20 protein-coding genes are annotated in these 16,755 nt (G+C 58.9%); 14 read left to right on the forward strand and 6 right to left on the reverse strand.

Features of this window, described 5'->3' with window-relative positions; translation table 11 throughout:
• Positions 1-14: 14 nt before the first annotated feature.
• From QEZ49_RS15590 to QEZ49_RS15600, 3 genes are all read left to right on the forward strand, one after another.
• Positions 15-509, forward strand: a complete 495-nt coding sequence (locus QEZ49_RS15590) for a flagellar basal body-associated FliL family protein (protein ID WP_280388282.1) — start codon at positions 15-17, stop codon at positions 507-509.
• Positions 506-1,300, forward strand: a complete 795-nt coding sequence (locus tag QEZ49_RS15595) for an EscR/YscR/HrcR family type III secretion system export apparatus protein (RefSeq protein ID WP_280388283.1) — start codon at positions 506-508, stop codon at positions 1,298-1,300. The genes QEZ49_RS15590 and QEZ49_RS15595 overlap by 4 nt, the downstream gene beginning before the upstream one ends.
• A gap of 178 nt (positions 1,301-1,478) precedes the next feature.
• Positions 1,479-2,417: a flagellin gene (locus QEZ49_RS15600; protein ID WP_280388284.1), complete on the forward strand. Its 939-nt coding sequence runs from the start codon at positions 1,479-1,481 to the stop codon at positions 2,415-2,417.
• A 56-nt stretch (positions 2,418-2,473) separates the two neighbouring features.
• On the opposite strand, the gene QEZ49_RS15605 is transcribed toward QEZ49_RS15600, so the two are convergent.
• On the reverse strand, positions 2,474-2,629 hold the full coding sequence (locus QEZ49_RS15605; protein WP_280388285.1) for a hypothetical protein: 156 nt from the start codon (positions 2,627-2,629) through the stop codon (positions 2,474-2,476).
• Between the two features lie 14 nt (positions 2,630-2,643).
• Here QEZ49_RS15605 and QEZ49_RS15610 point away from each other — a divergent pair, with 14 nt between their 5' ends.
• The 11 genes from QEZ49_RS15610 to QEZ49_RS15660 all read left to right on the forward strand — a co-directional run bounded on the left by QEZ49_RS15610 (position 2,644) and on the right by QEZ49_RS15660 (position 14,579).
• On the forward strand, positions 2,644-3,609 hold the full coding sequence (locus QEZ49_RS15610; RefSeq protein WP_280388286.1) for a flagellin: 966 nt from the start codon (positions 2,644-2,646) through the stop codon (positions 3,607-3,609).
• Between the two features lie 287 nt (positions 3,610-3,896).
• Entirely contained in the window at positions 3,897-4,862 is a 966-nt protein-coding gene (locus QEZ49_RS15615) for a flagellin (RefSeq protein ID WP_280388287.1), read from the forward strand.
• A 269-nt stretch (positions 4,863-5,131) separates the two neighbouring features.
• Positions 5,132-6,097, forward strand: a complete 966-nt coding sequence (locus QEZ49_RS15620) for a flagellin (RefSeq protein WP_280388288.1) — start codon at positions 5,132-5,134, stop codon at positions 6,095-6,097.
• 351 nt (positions 6,098-6,448) lie between these two features.
• Positions 6,449-7,387 carry a flagellin gene (locus QEZ49_RS15625; protein WP_280388289.1) on the forward strand — a complete coding sequence of 313 codons (939 nt, stop codon included), beginning with the start codon at positions 6,449-6,451 and terminating at the stop codon, positions 7,385-7,387.
• 138 nt (positions 7,388-7,525) lie between these two features.
• Positions 7,526-9,211: a flagellar basal-body MS-ring/collar protein FliF gene (gene fliF / locus QEZ49_RS15630; RefSeq protein WP_280388290.1), complete on the forward strand. Its 1,686-nt coding sequence runs from the start codon at positions 7,526-7,528 to the stop codon at positions 9,209-9,211.
• Positions 9,208-9,822, forward strand: a complete 615-nt coding sequence (locus QEZ49_RS15635) for a hypothetical protein (protein ID WP_280388291.1) — start codon at positions 9,208-9,210, stop codon at positions 9,820-9,822. Before fliF ends, QEZ49_RS15635 begins: the two co-directional genes overlap by 4 nt.
• Entirely contained in the window at positions 9,819-11,012 is a 1,194-nt protein-coding gene (locus tag QEZ49_RS15640) for a MotB family protein (protein ID WP_280388292.1), read from the forward strand. The genes QEZ49_RS15635 and QEZ49_RS15640 overlap by 4 nt, the downstream gene beginning before the upstream one ends.
• Entirely contained in the window at positions 11,012-12,202 is a 1,191-nt protein-coding gene (locus QEZ49_RS15645; protein ID WP_280388293.1) for a hypothetical protein, read from the forward strand. Before QEZ49_RS15640 ends, QEZ49_RS15645 begins: the two co-directional genes overlap by 1 nt.
• The gene (locus tag QEZ49_RS15650; RefSeq protein WP_280388294.1) at positions 12,202-13,659 is read left to right on the forward strand and encodes a flagellar hook-length control protein FliK; all 1,458 of its coding nucleotides are present in this window, start codon (positions 12,202-12,204) and stop codon (positions 13,657-13,659) included. The genes QEZ49_RS15645 and QEZ49_RS15650 overlap by 1 nt, the downstream gene beginning before the upstream one ends.
• Positions 13,607-14,179, forward strand: coding sequence for a lytic transglycosylase domain-containing protein (locus tag QEZ49_RS15655; RefSeq protein ID WP_280388295.1), 573 nt, complete (start codon positions 13,607-13,609; stop codon positions 14,177-14,179). Before QEZ49_RS15650 ends, QEZ49_RS15655 begins: the two co-directional genes overlap by 53 nt.
• Before the next feature lie 49 nt (positions 14,180-14,228).
• Positions 14,229-14,579, forward strand: coding sequence for a hypothetical protein (locus tag QEZ49_RS15660; RefSeq protein ID WP_280388296.1), 351 nt, complete (start codon positions 14,229-14,231; stop codon positions 14,577-14,579).
• On the opposite strand, the gene QEZ49_RS15665 is transcribed toward QEZ49_RS15660, so the two are convergent.
• The 5 genes from QEZ49_RS15665 to QEZ49_RS15685 form a co-directional block, all read right to left on the reverse strand.
• Complete coding sequence (locus QEZ49_RS15665) at positions 14,569-14,757, reverse strand: hypothetical protein (protein WP_068463316.1); 189 nt, start codon at positions 14,755-14,757, stop codon at positions 14,569-14,571. The two genes, QEZ49_RS15660 and QEZ49_RS15665, sit on opposite strands and share 11 nt — an antisense overlap.
• Before the next feature lie 143 nt (positions 14,758-14,900).
• Positions 14,901-15,437 (reverse strand): hypothetical protein, encoded by a 537-nt coding sequence (locus tag QEZ49_RS15670; RefSeq protein ID WP_280388297.1) that lies wholly within the window; start codon positions 15,435-15,437, stop codon positions 14,901-14,903.
• On the reverse strand, positions 15,422-15,796 hold the full coding sequence (locus QEZ49_RS15675) for a hypothetical protein (protein WP_280388298.1): 375 nt from the start codon (positions 15,794-15,796) through the stop codon (positions 15,422-15,424). Before QEZ49_RS15675 ends, QEZ49_RS15670 begins: the two co-directional genes overlap by 16 nt.
• 36 nt (positions 15,797-15,832) lie before the next feature.
• Complete coding sequence (locus QEZ49_RS15680; RefSeq protein ID WP_280388299.1) at positions 15,833-16,369, reverse strand: chemotaxis protein CheD; 537 nt, start codon at positions 16,367-16,369, stop codon at positions 15,833-15,835.
• Complete coding sequence (locus QEZ49_RS15685) at positions 16,366-16,755, reverse strand: response regulator (protein ID WP_280388300.1); 390 nt, start codon at positions 16,753-16,755, stop codon at positions 16,366-16,368. Before QEZ49_RS15685 ends, QEZ49_RS15680 begins: the two co-directional genes overlap by 4 nt.

The raw sequence follows: 16,755 nt of genomic DNA on the forward strand, positions 1-16,755 counted from the left end.
TGACAGCAGCAGCCATGGATGAAACGATTTCCGATAACGGCCAGAAGTCGGCTTCGCTTTCGACCGGATACTTCCTGCTGGCCGTGGTGGTGCTGACGCTGGCCGCGGCTGGTGTTGGATTCGTATTGGGTCAGCAGCTACTTTTGCGCGGCGGCGGGAACGAGGTTGTCGAGCAGGCCAAGCCAGCTGGCTATCTGGGCGAGCGCCTGAAGATGGAAAGCTCCAAACTGCGGCCGCTCACCCCTATCGTCACCAATCTGGCCGGCTCCAGTTCGACGTGGATCAGAATTGAAGCGTCGCTGGTGTTCGATGTGGTGCCCGATGATGCTGACGCACTGGTTGCCCGCATTACAGAGGACATAGTCGCGTTTCTGCGCACGGTGCCGATTGAGCGCATTCAAGGTGCATCCGGCTTTCAGCATCTGAGCGAGGATCTGAATGATCGGGTACGCGCACGCAGTGACGGCAATGTGCGCGAAATCATCATTCAGGGGCTCATAGTCGAATGAAGCGAGCCCTTTTGATTGTGCTGTTGCTCGGTCTTGGAACCGTGCAGGCAGCAGCGCAAGCACTGCCGAGCCTGGAAGAGCTTTTACCGCAGGGTGATGCTTCTGCGGCGGGCCGGATCATTCAGTTCGTGATGCTGATCACGGTGCTGTCGATCGCGCCTGGCATTCTGGTGATGGTGACTTGCTTCACCCGTTTTGTGGTGGCGCTGTCTTTTCTGCGCGCTGGTATCGGTCTTCAAACAACACCGGCTAACCTGATCCTGATCAGTCTGGCGCTGTTCATGACGCTGTACGTGATGGCGCCGACCTTCGACAAGGCCTGGAAAAACGGGGTAGCCCCGCTCATTGAAAACAAGATCACGGAAGAGGAAGCGTTTACGCAGATCACAGCGCCGTTTCGATCATTCATGCTGGCCAACGTGCGCGATAAAGATCTGAAGCTCTTCTACGATCTGGCGCACGAGCGGCTTTGGCCTCGTCAAAGTGGATCGCAAGGCGAGCAGACTGAAGCACCACCTCCTCCGCCTCCGCCGCAAACCGATGAAAACATCGAGCTGCGGATTCTGATCCCGGCATTCATGATCTCCGAACTGCGCAGGGGTTTTGAGATCGGGTTTCTAATGGTTCTGCCGTTTCTCGTGATCGACATGATCGTCGCAACGCTGACCATGTCGATGGGCATGATGATGCTGCCACCAACGATCATATCGTTGCCGTTCAAGATCCTGTTTTTTGTTCTGATCGATGGCTGGAATTTGCTCGTCGGCGGTTTGATTCGCTCCTATGTGTAGCTTTTTTGAGCGAATGGTTGCGTTTCGTTAACCAGTTCTTCAATGGTAGATGGTTGAGTAGCGTCACACGGCGGGTTGGGCGGTTTTCGTCCAAGGGCATGATGCCGAGCCGCCGTGCCGGAATGGTGATCCGGCATGTCCCATAAGCAACACTAACTCCTCGGGACAGGCTTCCAAAATGGCTAGTATCAATACGAACATCGCAGCAATGACCGCGCTGCGCTCACTGACTTCCACCAACGATGCTCTCACGCGCACGCAGGACCGTATCTCTACTGGTCTGCGCGTCAGCACGGCTGCCGACAACGCGGCGTACTGGTCGATCGCTACGACCATGAAGTCCGACACATCGGCGCTTTCGACGGTGCAGGATGCCCTGGGTCTCGGTGCAGCCACTATCGATGTCGCCTATACGGCGCTTGATGAGGCGAAGAACCTCGTCATCAAGATCAAGGACAAGCTGGTTGCTGCTGCGCAGCCCGGTCTTGACCGCGAGAAGATCCAGACGGAAATCACTGAGCTGCAGTCGCAGCTGAAGGGCATCGCCGACGCGGCGAGCCTGCAAGGCCAGAACTGGCTGTCGGTGGACTCGTCTGCGGCTGGTTACACTGCAACGAAGCAGGTGGTTTCGTCGATTGCGCGCGCTGCAGGCACCATTTCGGTGCAGACCATTTCCATCAACACCGCTGGAATGGTTCTGTACGACAACAGCGCTACGGCTGACGGCATTCTCGATTCTATGCGCGATGCAGCCACTGGCGCCGTCGATCCGGCAGGTACGTTCAATATCGCAACATTGAATATCTCTGCGCTGACAGACAGTGTCGCGCATATGGCCATCCTCGACGGCTACATTAAGGGTGCAGATCGCGCGATCACAGACTTGGCGGCAGGTGCAACGACGCTTGGCGCAGCCAAGGCCCGCATCGACATTCAGCAGACCTTCGTGGCCAGCCTGAAGGATGCGCTTGAGGGCGGCATCAGCCAGCTCGTCGACGCTGACATGAACGAAGAGTCGACCCGCTTGCAGGCGCTGCAGGTGAAGCAGCAGCTTGGCATTCAGGCGCTGTCGATCGCCAACAGCTCCAGCCAGAGCATCCTGAGCCTGTTCAAGTAACAGGTGAGGCAAGTTTAGCCTTGGCGCTTAATTTATTGCGTGCGCCAAGGTGACTATCAGCGGCTTTTGTATTCCGTATCGGCGACGATCTTGTGATCGGTTGTCGGGCCTTTAATGCGACGGCGGGTTGGGCGGTTTTCGTCCAAGGGCATGATGCCGATACGCCGTGCCGGAATTGATCCGGCATGTCCCATGAGCAACAATTTTTCCAAGGGACAGGCCTCCAATGGCTAGTATCAACACGAACATTGCAGCGATGACCGCGCTGCGTTCTCTGACTTCTACCAACGACGCTCTCACGCGCACGCAGGATCGTATTTCGACCGGCCTGCGCGTTAACACTGCAGCCGATAACGCCGCTTACTGGTCGATCGCCACGACCATGAAGTCCGACACGTCGGCGCTTTCGACGGTGCAGGACGCACTCGGCCTCGGGGCTGCGACGGTTGACGTAGCGTATACGGCGCTTGATGAGGCGAAGAACCTCGTCATCAAGATCAAGGACAAGCTGGTTGCCGCTGCGCAGCCGGGTCTTGATCGTGCGAAGATCCAGACTGAAATCACCGAGCTGCAGGCGCAGTTGAAGGGCATGGCTGACGCTGCAACTCTGCAGGGCCAGAACTGGCTTTCAGTGGATTCGGCCGCTGCAGGCTATAACGCGTCGAAAAAGATCGTGTCGTCGATCGCGCGTGCTGCCGGCACCATCTCTGTGCAGACGATCACGATCGATACAACGTCGATGGTGTTGTTTGACTCGAACGCAGCTGTTGCAGGCGTCGGCATTCTCGATGCGTACCGCAACGCAACGACCGGTATTCGCTATCCGACCCAGCCGGCCACGCCTGCCGCTACCGACTTCACGATCGTTGGCATCAACATCTCGGCGTTGACTGACAGCACTGCCGATCTCGCGACGCTTGATGGTTACATCAAGGGTGCGGATCGCGCGATCACGGAACTCGCAGCGGGTGCTACGGCACTGGGTGCCGCGAAGGCCCGCATCGACATTCAGCAGACGTTCGTGTCGAGCCTGAAAGATGCGCTTGAAGGCGGCATCAGCCAGCTCGTCGACGCGGATATGAATGAAGAGTCCACGCGCTTGCAGGCGCTGCAGGTGAAGCAGCAGCTTGGTATCCAGGCGCTGTCGATCGCCAACAGCTCCAGCCAGAGCATTCTGAGCCTGTTCCGCTAAGACACGCTCAACGCACCTTATTGAAAGGGCCGGATCCCGTAGAGGGGTCTGGCCTTTTCGTATTTGGACATCCGTTTATGGCTCGTTCAGTACGTTTTTATGAGCGTTAATGCCGCACGATGGAAACATCGGCCAAGTGCCGCCGCGTTAGTTAGAATGCAAGGTATTCATCATTAAGCATTGGCTATGACAGGTTGGGCCACGAACCCAAGGGCATGATGCCGAACTGTTGTGCCGGTTAGACCGGCATGTCCCGATCGTAATCAGTCATCCCAAGGGACACTCCAATGGCGAGTATCAATACCAACGTTGCCGCGATGACGGCGCTCCGTTCTCTCACTTCCACGAACTCTGCGCTTGAGCAGACGCAGAACCGCATCTCTACCGGTCTGCGCGTCAACACCGCTGCCGACAACGCCGCTTACTGGTCGATCGCCACCACGCTGCGCTCCGACAGCTCGTCGCTGTCGACCGTGCAGGATGCGCTCGGTCTCGGCGCCGCTTTCGTCGATGTCGCCTATACGGCGATGGACGAAGCCAAGAACATCATGACCAAGATCAAGGACAAGCTGGTCGCTGCGGCTCAGCCGGGTCTTGATCGCGCCAAGATCCAGACCGAAATCACCGAACTGCAGTCACAGCTGAAGGGCATCGGCGATGCCGCCAGCCTGCAGGGCCAGAACTGGCTTTCTGTTGACTCGGCTGCTGCCGGCTATAACGCGTCGAAGCAGGTTGTTTCGTCGATCGCGCGTGCTGGCGGTACCATCACGGTGCAGTCGATTTCGATCAACACCAGCTCGATGATCATGTTCGACTCCAACGCGGCCGTCGCCGGAGTTGGCATCATCGACGCATATCGCGACGGCACCACCGGCGTGCGCCATGCAACCCAGCCTGCAACGCCAGCTGCGACCGACTTCCGTCTGTCGGACATCAACATCGGGGCGCTGACCGACAGCACGGCTGATCTCGCAACGCTTGATGGCTACATCAAGGGTGCTGACCGCGCGATCACGGAAATGACTGCCGGTGCGACGACGCTGGGTGCTGCCAAGGCACGCATCGAGATTCAGCAGTCGTTTGTTTCCAGCTTGAAGGACTCGATCGAAAGCGGCATCAGCCAGCTCGTCGACGCTGACATGAATGCAGAGTCGACCCGCTTGCAGGCACTGCAGGTGAAGCAGCAGCTTGGCATCCAGGCGCTGTCGATCGCCAACAGCTCCAGCCAGAGCATCCTGAGCCTGTTCCGTTAATCCGGACAGAGATGCCTGCCTATTGAAAGCCAAGCTCCTCCCAGGGCTTGGCTTTCTTTTTAATTGAGTTTTCACCAGCGCTCATCGAGCGGGATCGTTTCGAGCAGATAGATAGAAGTTGAATGATTTCATTAGCCGGGTTGAAAACGGCCAACGTTAAACGTGCAAGCATGACAGGTTGGGTCTAACGAACCCAAGGGCATGATGCCGAACTGTTATGCCGGTTGATCCGGTATGTCCCGCTAGTTTGCGTTTAAAGGGACAGCCCGATGGCAAGTATCAATAGCAACGTCGCCGCTATGACGGCGCTGCGTGCTCTCACCGCGACCAATTCTTCTCTTGTTCAGACGCAGAGCCGTATTTCCACCGGTATGCGCGTCAACACCGCTGCCGACAACGCCGCTTACTGGTCGATCGCAACCACACTGCGTTCTGACAGCTCGTCGCTGTCGACGGTGCAGGATGCGCTTGGCCTTGGCGCAGCATTTGTCGATGTTGCCTACACGGCGATGGACGAAGCCAAGAACATCATGACCAAGATCAAGGATAAGCTGGTCGCTGCGGCTCAGCCGGGCCTCGACCGCGCCAAGATCCAGACCGAAATCACCGAACTGCAGTCGCAGCTCAAGGGCATGTCTGACGCTGCAACGCTGCAGGGCCAGAACTGGCTGTCGGTTGACTCTGAGGCAGCCGGTTACAACGCCACGAAGAAGATCGTGTCTTCGATTGCGCGATCTGGCGGCAGCATCTCGGTGCAGTCGATTTCTATCGACACGTCCTCGATGGTTCTGTTTGACGCCAGCACGGAAGACGACGGCGTCGGCATTATTGATGCCTATCGCGATGGAACAACCGGTGAGCGTTATGCAACGCAGCCGGGTACGCCTGCCGCTACCGACTTCCGTCTGTCGACGATGAATATCTCGACTTTGACCGACAGCGCCGCCCATCTTGCGACGCTGGATGGTTACATCAAGGCTGCCGATCTCGCGATCAGTGAGATGGCTGCTGGCGCTACCACGCTGGGTGCTGCCAAGGCGCGTATCGAGATTCAGCAGTCGTTCGTTTCGAGCCTGAAGGATGCGATCGAAAGTGGCATCAGTCAGCTCGTCGACGCTGACATGAATGCTGAGTCTACACGCTTGCAGGCCCTGCAGGTGAAGCAGCAGCTTGGTATTCAGGCGCTGTCGATTGCCAACAGTTCAAGCCAGAGCATCCTGAGCTTGTTCCGTTAAACTCACGTCGCTTACACGTTTCAAACGCCCAACTTTGAAGGTCGAGCTCCTCCCAGGGCTTGGCCTTCTTTTTTTGTATTCGTGTGAATCGATTTGAACCACTTACGCACCTGGTATGCGGCGCGTTCGTACTAATCGTGTTGCGATATCATTAGGCACATTTGTAGCAGCGCGTTTGACGCATCGATTGCATAAACGGCGGGGCGTTGCGTTAGGGAGGGCGCAAGAGTTCATCGGATATGTGTTGTGTGATGACAGGTTGGGTATCGTGAACCCAAAGGCATGATGCCGAACTGTCATACCGGCTGGTCCGGTATGTCCCCTCCAGTATCTAGTTCGCAGGGACACACAATGGCGAGTATCAATACCAACGTTGCCGCGATGACGGCGCTCCGCGCTCTCACCTCCACCAACTCCGCACTGACGCAGACGCAGAGCCGTATTTCTACCGGTATGCGTGTCAACACCGCAGCCGACAACGCTGCTTACTGGTCGATCGCAACCACACTGCGTTCCGACAGCTCTTCGCTTTCGACGGTGCAGGATGCGCTCGGTCTTGGCGCAGCTTTCGTCGACGTTGCCTACACGGCAATGGACGAAGCCAAGAACATCGTATCGAAGATCAAGGACAAGCTGGTTGCCGCCGCTCAGCCCGGCCTTGATCGTGGCAAGATCCAGACCGAAATCACCGAGCTTCAGTCGCAGCTCAAGGGCATGGCCGACGCCGCCACGCTGCAGGGCCAGAACTGGCTGTCCGTGGATTCGTCCGCAGCTGGCTACAATGCGACCAAGAAGGTTGTGTCGTCGATTGCCCGTACGGGTGGTTCGATCTCGGTGCAGTCGATCTCGATCAACACGGGTTCGATGAAGCTGTTCGATTCCTCCGCTGCTGCGAAGGGCATTCTGGATACGAACCGTAACGCTACGACCGGTGCGGTTGATGCTGCTGGTACGTTCACGATTGCGGCCATCAATATCTCGGCGCTGACCGACAGCACGGCTGACCTCGCAACGCTTGACGGCTACATCAAGGGCGCTGACCGCGCGATCACCGAGATGGCTGCTGGTGCTACCACGCTGGGTGCTGCCAAGGCACGCATCGAGATTCAGCAGTCGTTCGTGTCGAGCCTCAAGAACTCGATCGAGAGCGGCATCAGCCAGCTCGTTGACGCTGACATGAACGCCGAATCAACCCGTTTGCAGGCGCTGCAGGTGAAGCAGCAACTTGGCATTCAGGCGCTGTCGATCGCCAACAGCTCCAGCCAGAGCATCCTGAGCCTGTTCCGGTAAGGCCACAACTGGCATGAATTGAATGAGCCAGCTTCCGGAAACGGGGCTGGCTCACTCATTGGAACGTCTCGCGCAAGGTTCCCCCCGAAAGGTTACGGCGGCAAATCATAGGCCGGATTCGTAACCGCCGGGGAAGCAATGAACTGGAGCGAACAGCTCAAGCAACTGCGCGACAACCTTTTGGCTCTCGGCCCACGGCGCCTTGCCGTGCTCGGCCTTGTAGGGCTGGCTGTTTTCAGCGCCGTTGGTCTTAGCAGCTACTATCTCAGCCGTCCTGATTTCGAGACGCTGTATGCCGGTCTTGAACCGCAGGATGCTGCGCGTATCGGTGCAGCGCTGCAGGAAAGCGGCATTTCATTCGATGTGAATCCCGAGGGCACGGCCGTGCTTGTGCATCCGGGGCAGGCCTCGCGTGCGCGCATGCTGCTGGCGGAGAAAGGTCTGCCGAGCAGCGCCAGCGCGGGCTATGAACTTTTCGACAAGATGGGCGCGATCGGCCTGACATCGTTCATGCAGGAGATCACGCGTGTCCGTGCGCTGGAGGGCGAGATAAGCCGCACCATTCAGGGCATGAAGGGTGTGCGCGCCGCGCGTGTGCACATCGTGATGGCGGATACAGGTTCGTTCCGGCGCAGCACGCAGAAGCCTTCTGCATCGGTGGTAATCCGGGCGGATTCGACCTCAGAGTTCAACTCTTCCCAGGCCATCCGTCATCTTGTGGCGGCTGCGGTGCCGGGCCTGACTGTTGACCAGGTTCGCGTGTTGAGCACGGATGGCACGGTGCTGGCCGGTGGCGAAGGCGCTTTCAATGCTGCGCCGACGAAGATGCTGGAGCTTGAGCGCACCGTTGCGAATGAGCTGAAGCAGAATGTCAGCCAGACGCTGGCGCCCTATATCGGCATCGACAACTTCCAGATCAGCGTGGCCGCGCGTCTCAACATCGACAAGCGCCAGATCAACGAAACAACCTACGATCCGAATTCGCGCTTTGAACGTTCGCGCCGCACGATCAAGGAAAAGAGCAACGCGCGGGATGCGGGCAATTCGCAGCCTGTCGGCGTGGAGCAGAACATTCCGGCGGAACAGCCGCAGACAGGTGGGGACAGCAGCTCTGCCCGCGCCAGCGAGCGCAAGGAAGAGCTGAAGAACTTCGAGGCAAATTCGAAGGTCATGTCGACCGTCAGTGACGGCTATCGCATTGACGCATTGACAGTTGCGGTGGTGCTGAACCGCAAGCGCCTGGAGATGTTGCTCGGCGAGGGGGCGACGCCTGAAGCGATCGCTTCCAAGCTGAAGGAAGTTGAGAACATCGTCGCTTCGGCAACCGGAGCTGACACCGAGCGGGGTGATCGCATCACTGTTGCGGCGGTTGAGTTCATGCCGCACGGGGAGATGCTTGAGCCGCTGCCGGGTCCGGGCGTGATGGACTTCCTGATGGGCGAGATGGGCACCTTCATCAAGGCGCTGGCGGTGCTCGGTGCGGCGATGATCCTGGTGTGGTTCGGACTGCGTCCGGCAACGCGCATGCTGCTGGAGTATCAGCCGATCGCAGCGCCTGCGGCAGTTGCATCAGTGACGAGCGACCTGCCGTTCGAGCCGCAGATTGCGCCGGCATTTTCATCGGATTTTGGATCTGGGAACATGGCGTTCGCGGGCGGAGGCATGCCGTTTGGCATGGATGATGGCGAGCCGGATCTGATCGGAGACCTCACCAGCAAGATCAATCGGAATCCGCAGAAGCGCCTGGAACAGATCATCGACTATGACGAGGACCAGGCCGTTACTATCATGAAGCAGTGGCTGCGCGGGAGCGTAACGACGTGAGCGCCATCCCGATAGCCAACTTCCTTGTCGAGTTCGCAAGCGAACTTCCACAGCCGGTCGCGAGCCCCATGCTCGCGCCGGTTATGTCGGTTGTTGACGAGCTGGACTGGGAGGCGAAGCTTGATGAGGCCTACGCCAGAGGTCTTGTCGAGGGCCGCCAGGCTGTAGAAGCGATGGCCGATGCGCGCATAGAGGAGCAGCGCGCAGAGTTCGAGGCTTCGTTGTCGGCCGCGCGGGCTGGCTGGTGTGAGGAAACTTCGGCGCTGTCGGCGAAATTCGCTGATGCTTTGCAACAGTACGGTCAGCAGGTCGGCGATAGCGTTGCGCAGGTGCTGCGGCCATTTTTGGCTGAAGCGGTTCTCATGCGGGCGGTGAGCGAAATATGCACGACGATTGCGGATCTTGCCGCTGCAAATCCCGGTCTGACGATCGAGATCGCGGGGCCGAAGGATACGTTTGAAGCGGTGCGCAATGGATTGCCGCCGGTCATCGCCGAAGCGCTGGTCTATACACCGGCTGATAGCATTGAGCTTACTGTGAAGGCCGGGACGTCGTTGCTGGAAACGCGCATCGCCACATGGCTTGAAGAAGTTCTGGTGGCGGCCGAATGAACGGAAGCCAATCAAGCGGTCAGGATGACACGACCCAGCAAGAGCTTGTGATTATCAAGCGGCGGGGCGGTGACCATGATGAGCCACACAAGGGCGGCGTGTGGAAAATCGCGCACGCCGACTTCATGACGGCGCTGATGGCCTTCTTTCTCGTCATGTGGCTGATCGGCATATCCGACGAAAAGACGATCAGCGGCGTCGCGAACTATTTCAATCCGATGCGGATGAGCGATGCCGCGACGAAGCCGAAGGGCGTTTTCACGATGCAGCCTGAGGGCGCACGCGAGCGCGGATCGGGCACGCCGTCGGACACCGATGTGAAAGGCGAATCGCGCGTAAACGAGGCCGAAGAGACCAAGGACGGCGAGATCACTCTGCTCGGCAACCCGTACGAAGTGCTCGATGAGATGGCCAAATCTGTCGATGCACGCAAAGAGGGCAACACTTCTTTGCATGGGAACGCTTCGGGCGATCGCTCCGCTATGGGTTTCCGCGATCCATTTGAGCCCGATCCGGGTCTTGAACCTTCGGAGCGTGTAACCCCTGAGCGCCAGTCACAAATGGCAGATGCGGCAGAGGCAGCACGTGGCGGGCCGGATGGCAGTGGACGCGGTGAGCGCGCCGGCAATCAAAGTCGTGATGACGGTACGCAGAAAAGTCCAGCGGCTTCTGCTGATGGTGCAGAAGCGGCTCTTAGCTCCGCTCAGATGCAGGAAGCCGCTCGCACCGGCAACCCTCAGCAGCTTGCACGCCTGATCGAGAAAACTGTCGACGACGCGGGCTTTCCGGCCATTCCGGGTATCCAGGTGACCGAAACGCCGGAAGGCGTACTGATCAACATCAGCGACAATGCCGAATTTGAAATGTTTGGCGTATCGTCGGTGCGGCCAACCCCAGAGCTTGTCGTGTTGCTGGAACGTATCGGCGCGCTGTTGCAGGCGCGCTCTGAACCGATTGTCATTCGCGGCCATACCGACAGCCTACAGTTCCGATCGGATCGCAACGACAACTGGCGGCTTTCCACGGCACGTGCGCAAATGGCGTATTACATGCTGACGCGCGGTGGCGTGCCCGATGAGCGTTTCCGGCGCATCGAGGGCCACGCCGATAACGAACCGAAGAATGCTGCTGATCCGACAGCGGGTGAGAATCGTCGCGTAGAGATACTGTTGCTTAAAGGAGAGCGCTGATGCGTTCTCGCATGCTCCGGTCGCTGGCGCTGACGGCAATACTGCTGCCGCTGACGGGGATTTCTGCGGAGACTGTATCCGCGCCACAGCAACCTTATGAGCTGGTGCGCGAGTTACAAAATGTGCAGAACAGCTCGGCAACCGATGGGCAGACGTCACGCATTGAACAGCGCAAGCGCATGGCCGAACTGGCCGAAGCGCTGAATAGCGTAGACATTGCTGTCTGGTCGCAGGAGCGCAATCTGCGCGCTGCCGTGATCTATGTTCTGAGTGGCGGCGATCCGACCATCCTGCGTCGGCTTATTGAAACGAAGGTCGATCTGGCGGGGCTGGATCGTCTCGTTCGGGGTGCGCTGGCATACAGCGACCGTGCTGACAAGGAAGCGCTGGAGCTTCTTTCGGGTGTAGATGTAGAAGGGCTTGATCGCACGATCGGCGGCCACGTTGCTTTGGTTCGCGCCGTGCTTACAGTGAGCGAAGATCAGAGCAAGGCGTTTGCGCTGTTTGATCGCGCGCGCGTTATTGCGCCGGGCACAATCGTGGAAGAGTCGGCTTTGCGGCGGCAAGCGATTTTGGCCGCGCGCATGAATGAACTCGCCATCTTTGAAGTCCTTTCATCGCAATACTTCCGTCGCTTCGGCAGTTCCATTTTCGCACGCACATTCGAGCGTCAGTTTGCTGCCGAGGTTGTTGGGCGTGGTTATCCTGTCAATGAGCAGCGGCTGGCAGTGATTGAGGACATGCTGCGCGATCTACCAGATGATGTGCGCACGCATACCTGTCTCGCGCTGGCTGAGGAGGGCATTGTCCGTGCCAATGTGGAAATCGTGCGCTTCGCAGCGCGGCTCGCGGCGATAGATGCACAGACGCATCCGATGTTTGCAACGCGGATGCGCTTGTTCGAAGCGTCGGCGCTGCTGGTTACCGATCAGCATGACGAAGGTGCCCGCGCGCTATGGTCGATAGATCGTTCCAAGCTGGGTGTGCGCGAAGAAGCGTTACTCAACGCGGCATTTGCCGTCGCGCGTGCCATCGCAAAATCGCCGACCGCGGTACCGGCCCAAGCCTCGCAGCCGGCGCCTGCCTCGGAAGCAGCAGACAATGCGCAGCCGGTCGAGGAACTGCCGATCGTCAGCAACGCTGAAGCTGCGATGGCGCGTGCAGACGAGCTGTTGAACGGGGCCCCGTAATGACAACACCAGGTAATGTCGCATCGAGTTCAGCTGGGGCTGCAACAGTGAATGCGGTTTCTGCAGTTCGTGGAAACAGCGCCAAGGGTGGCGAGCAATCTGCCAGCGGAGGATTTGGCGACGTGCTGTCAGATGTCCAGAACGGCAACGGCAAGGGTGAGAAGTCTGGCGTTGTCGCAGCGGACGCGGGCAAGCGATCGAATACTGCAACGGGTGCGGGCGCGCGTGGCGGGATGGCGGCGGCTGCATCGTCTGGCAGCAGCGATGCGACCCGACACTTTCAGGCTCAGATCGAAGATGCGCTGGAAAGTGCTGTGACTGATGGCGCAGCGGAAGGCCAGCCGCAGTATCAAGCTACGGCCAGCAGTGCTCAGACAGCGCTTGCTGCTGTGGCAAGTGAACTCGCAGCCGTCATCGGGGCAGCGCAGGGCGGACAAGCGAACAGGGTCGCAAGCTCAAGTGATGGCGATGGCGTCGACGCCGGAACGGGAACCGACGTAGCCGCCAGACAAGGCGCACAGGCGGCACTGGCTCGTATTGCGAGTGTGTTCAATAACAGCAGCGGTTCTGCGGTCGCCTCCGATCCTGGTAATGAAGCTGGCATGGACGTGGATGCTGCCCGGGCCGGAGCCGGCAATTTTGCAATCGGTGGCCGCAACAAGTCCGGTGCGGCGGAAGCAGGCGCTATGCCGGGAGCGGTAGCAGACAGTCCGGTTGATGCCGCCACCGTAGCGCCGGAAGCCATTGCGGAAAGCGAAACTGCTCCGCGCCAGACGTTGCGTGCACAGGTAGTGCGTCAGGAAGCGCATTTTCCGCCAGTCATGCCGCAGGCACCGGAGGGTGACGGCACTGTCGATGCTGCCGGAACTGCAACCCTTGAAGGCGTGCTTCCTGTTGTCGATGAACTCGCAATGGCTGGAACGCGGCCTGCACAACAGGTGGCCGATCGCATCGGTGCAGGCATCGCGGCTGATGCGGTGTTTTCCAGGCATCTGGCCGGTGAAGCAGATCCCGCAACGCCCAAACCCGTGCTGAAGGTGCTGCAGATCCAACTCCAGCCCGCCGATATGGGAACGGTCACCGTTCGGATGGAGCTGAAAAACGAGGGCCTGATGGTTCATGTGGAGGCATCGCGCAGCGACACGGCGGAACTGATCCGCAACGATCAGGACACGTTGTCGAAGCTGCTGCGCTCCGCCGGATATGCCATAGACGCGACGTCGATCCGGGTTGTGGAAGGCGATCGCAGCGGCGGCTCGCAACAGTTCAGCCAGCAGAGCGGCGGGCAACCGCAATCACAATCTTCCTGGCAATCTCAATCGGGTGCTTCGGATCATCAGCGCCAATCGGGGCGTGGTGATTCCGGAGATCAGGCAGGCAACCAAGGCGGACAGGCAAATCGGAATGACAGCAATGAGGCTTCCGCTCATCGCTCTTCTGGCGGGCTTTATCTTTAACGCAGCAGCGCTGGCTGATGGCTCGCATATGAATGTATGCGAGCAGGAACTCGTGCGCGCGGCGGCGCTGCATAACGTGCCGCTGGGAATGCTTTATGCTGTCGGTTTGACGGAGTCCGGGCAGAACGGCAAGCTGACGCCGTATGCGATCAATGTTGACGGACGGGCGCTCTACAACCTGAGTAAGGCGGAAGCGCTTGCGGCGATTGAAAAGGCGCAGGGGCAAGGCGCGCGTTATATCGACGTCGGTTGCATGCAGATCAATCACCGGTATCACGGACGCAAGTTTGACTCGCTGGAAGAGATGTTCGATCCGGAAAAGAATGTAGCCTATGCAGCACGGTTTCTCAGTGAGTTGAAAGAACGCGAAGGAACCTGGACGATGGCCATTGCGCGTTATCATGCCGGGCCAAAGAACTTTCCGGCGCAAAAGGCCTACGTGTGCCGCGTTATAAAACGCATGGTGACGACGGGTTTTGGCGAGTGGACGGATGAAGCACGCCAGTTTTGCGCGGGCTGAATGAAGCGTTGATGCGCATCTTTGCAGAACCAGATCAGGGGCAGACGTGATGGCGGGAAAGATGGGGCTGTTGGGCCCTTACCGGCTCAGCTTCGACGGTATCGACGGAGCCGTTGCGCGTCGATCCGCAGGGGTCTACGCGTTGGGACGCATGGACCGCCTCGGCAACTTTCAGGTGAGACACATCGGCCGTTCCGACAGCGATGTGGCAAGCAAGCTGCGCGAGTGCATCGGTTCGGATGCGATGTTCAAGTTCACATTTTTCGGAACGGCGCAGGCGGCCTTCGAGAAGGAATGCGAGCTGTTTCACGACTTCAGCCCACCGGGCAATCGCATCCATCCGGGAAGATGCAAGGGCACGCGCTGGGAGTGCCCGCGCTGCAGGATCTTCAGCGAGTGAGCAGCTTCAGCACATCGTCGATTGCTGCTTGATAACCGTGATGCCAATAGGCTCGCTCGGAGCTGCCGGAGTCCAGATGCTTCTGGTCGGCGTCGGCATTTTCTGGCTGTTCCGATAGCCATTCGCGAATACGGTCGCGACGCTCTGCAAGGAGCGCAATATTTCCATCGGCGGCCATCGTTGATTGAACCTTTGACTCTTACGCTTTCACTTGCCTCCGATCATATTGAAGAGGTGTTGGCGTTGCCTCAAATCGATCGTTCAAATTTTTCGTATCTCGGTGTCGGGCGCTGCATGTAGTGTCGCGGCGTATGAATGCGATCAGCGTGTTGCGCGCTTCTTCATGGCATCGTCGATCAGTTCGTTGGCAATCATCATGCGGCGCGTGGCGATTTCACGCTCAGTCGCGGCGAGGCGATCGGGGTGATTGGCAAGCGCGAATGTGCGGCGCAGGCGCGTCAGATCCGCAACGGACATGCGTGTTGTGATGCGCAGTTCGCGGGCAACGATCTTGGGATCGATGCTGCGCGGAGGCGTAACACTGGCTGGCCGGCGTCCATCCTGATGCTGCAGGTACTCGTGGATATGATACGAAGGCGACGCGAAACGCTCCATCGTCTCGGCGTCGAATTTCGTTCCGGCAGCGCGATGCGAGGCATTGGCCCGGCGCGGGGTGCCGGTTGCGTTTTGATGCGGTTGCCAGTCCGACAAACGATTGAAGGTTGCGGCGGCGCGCTTGAAGATGGAGCGTGGGCCTTTCTCGCTGTCGCCCAGGTCGATGCCAGCGGCGCGTGAAACGCTTTCAAGTACTTCCGTGAAGGATTGAGGGCGCGAAGCGCAGCTCAGAAAAACTCGCATTCGTCACCCCCCGCGTGCACCTTGCGAGGCTGCGATGGTTGTTTCAGGCGTTCGCACAGGGAAGCCAGCAGGACGACATCGCATGCTGCGCGGGTGTCGATCTGCCATGAGGGGGGAGCTGATTCGGCCACCGTTTTCAGGAAATCGGCGAGCCCCGCCAGATTCTGAGTGATGTGGTCGATGCCCTGCAGAACATTGAAGCACTGCGCCTGACGCAGTGAATCGCGCACGCCTGGCAGCTCAACGATGTCGTGCAGGCGCTCAACATCGGTGGCGAGAAAATTCAATTCATCGCTGACAACGCTCAATAGCGTTGGGATGGAGGTTGGCTCGCTTGGCGCGGTGTTCTCGTTTTTCATTTTACTCACACACAGGGCCAACTTGCGGCCCGCCTTTCAGAACAGCTCCAGATCGCCATCGGGCATCGGCGGAGCAACAGGTGCAGGACGCGGCGCCAATGGAACGGTATCGCCAGCAAAGTTTTGCCGTGCGCGCCCGCTGACGGGCCAATATTCAAGGCGGCGGCCGCTTGAGCCACCGAGGCTCTTGCCGACTAGGCTAATGCCTTCAGTCTTCAAAAAGCGTTGCGCAAATTCGGCATTCATTGCGCCAATGTCGGAGCTTTTGAATATCGTACGCGCCCCGCCGAACAACTTGGCTTCGAGCCGGTTGCGCTGCGCCCCTCGCACCATCAGGCCGTTTACGAGCAGCTCCATAAGATGCACCCCGTACCGCTCGGCATCGCGTGATTGCAGCCGATCGGCATCGCCAGGCAGAAGAAAGTGGTTCATGCCTCCGATGCGCGCCACGGGATCGCGCACGCAGGCAGCCACGCAAGAACCTAGCACCGTCGTCAGGACGAGATTGGGATCGTCCGAGACGTGGTACTGGCCTTCCATAACGTGCTTGCGAGCGCAGAGCGTGTTCGTCATGACAGCTTTCCGACCACTGCCTCAAGGGCGCCTTTCAGTGCTGGAACGGTGAACGGCTTGGTCAGGTAGTTATTGATGCCGTACTGAATGGCTTTCTGGACAAGCTCCTTGTCGCCCTTGCCGGTCAGCATGATGAAAGGCGTCTTCTGGATCGGTCCGTGCTGGCGGATCGCACGCAGCAGACCGAGCCCATCAAGCTTCGGCATGTTGAAGTCGGAAATGACCAGATGCGTCTGCTGGGTCATGACGTGCTTCAGGCCCTGCTCGCCATCGGATGCGAACGAGATGTTCTTGATGCCGATTTCCTGCAAACCGTCACGCACCAGCATGCGGCTTGTAGTCGTGTCATCGACGATGAGGATCTTCAGTTGGTCTGCGAGTGACAT

It is taken from the genome of Hyphomicrobium sp. D-2, assembly GCF_029872155.1.
Classification (GTDB): domain Bacteria; phylum Pseudomonadota; class Alphaproteobacteria; order Rhizobiales; family Hyphomicrobiaceae; genus Hyphomicrobium_A.

Excerpts from the sequence above, each read along its gene's own strand:
- QEZ49_RS15650 (WP_280388294.1), top strand. The coding sequence starts at position 12,202 with ATGACAACACCAGGTAATGTCGCATCGAGTTCAGCTGGGGCTGCAACA.
- QEZ49_RS15675 (WP_280388298.1), bottom strand. The coding sequence starts at position 15,796 with ATGAAAAACGAGAACACCGCGCCAAGCGAGCCAACCTCCATCCCAACG.
- QEZ49_RS15665 (WP_068463316.1), bottom strand. The coding sequence starts at position 14,757 with ATGGCCGCCGATGGAAATATTGCGCTCCTTGCAGAGCGTCGCGACCGT.
- QEZ49_RS15600 (WP_280388284.1), top strand. The coding sequence starts at position 1,479 with ATGGCTAGTATCAATACGAACATCGCAGCAATGACCGCGCTGCGCTCA.
- QEZ49_RS15680 (WP_280388299.1), bottom strand. The coding sequence starts at position 16,369 with ATGACGAACACGCTCTGCGCTCGCAAGCACGTTATGGAAGGCCAGTAC.
- QEZ49_RS15655 (WP_280388295.1), top strand. The coding sequence starts at position 13,607 with ATGACAGCAATGAGGCTTCCGCTCATCGCTCTTCTGGCGGGCTTTATC.
- QEZ49_RS15590 (WP_280388282.1), top strand. The coding sequence starts at position 15 with ATGGATGAAACGATTTCCGATAACGGCCAGAAGTCGGCTTCGCTTTCG.
- QEZ49_RS15645 (WP_280388293.1), top strand. The coding sequence starts at position 11,012 with ATGCGTTCTCGCATGCTCCGGTCGCTGGCGCTGACGGCAATACTGCTG.
- QEZ49_RS15615 (WP_280388287.1), top strand. The coding sequence starts at position 3,897 with ATGGCGAGTATCAATACCAACGTTGCCGCGATGACGGCGCTCCGTTCT.
- QEZ49_RS15660 (WP_280388296.1), top strand. The coding sequence starts at position 14,229 with ATGGCGGGAAAGATGGGGCTGTTGGGCCCTTACCGGCTCAGCTTCGAC.
- QEZ49_RS15625 (WP_280388289.1), top strand. The coding sequence starts at position 6,449 with ATGGCGAGTATCAATACCAACGTTGCCGCGATGACGGCGCTCCGCGCT.
- QEZ49_RS15685 (WP_280388300.1), bottom strand. The coding sequence starts at position 16,755 with ATGTCACTCGCAGACCAACTGAAGATCCTCATCGTCGATGACACGACT.
- QEZ49_RS15595 (WP_280388283.1), top strand. The coding sequence starts at position 506 with ATGAAGCGAGCCCTTTTGATTGTGCTGTTGCTCGGTCTTGGAACCGTG.
- QEZ49_RS15610 (WP_280388286.1), top strand. The coding sequence starts at position 2,644 with ATGGCTAGTATCAACACGAACATTGCAGCGATGACCGCGCTGCGTTCT.
- QEZ49_RS15640 (WP_280388292.1), top strand. The coding sequence starts at position 9,819 with ATGAACGGAAGCCAATCAAGCGGTCAGGATGACACGACCCAGCAAGAG.
- fliF (WP_280388290.1), top strand. The coding sequence starts at position 7,526 with ATGAACTGGAGCGAACAGCTCAAGCAACTGCGCGACAACCTTTTGGCT.
- QEZ49_RS15620 (WP_280388288.1), top strand. The coding sequence starts at position 5,132 with ATGGCAAGTATCAATAGCAACGTCGCCGCTATGACGGCGCTGCGTGCT.
- QEZ49_RS15670 (WP_280388297.1), bottom strand. The coding sequence starts at position 15,437 with ATGCGAGTTTTTCTGAGCTGCGCTTCGCGCCCTCAATCCTTCACGGAA.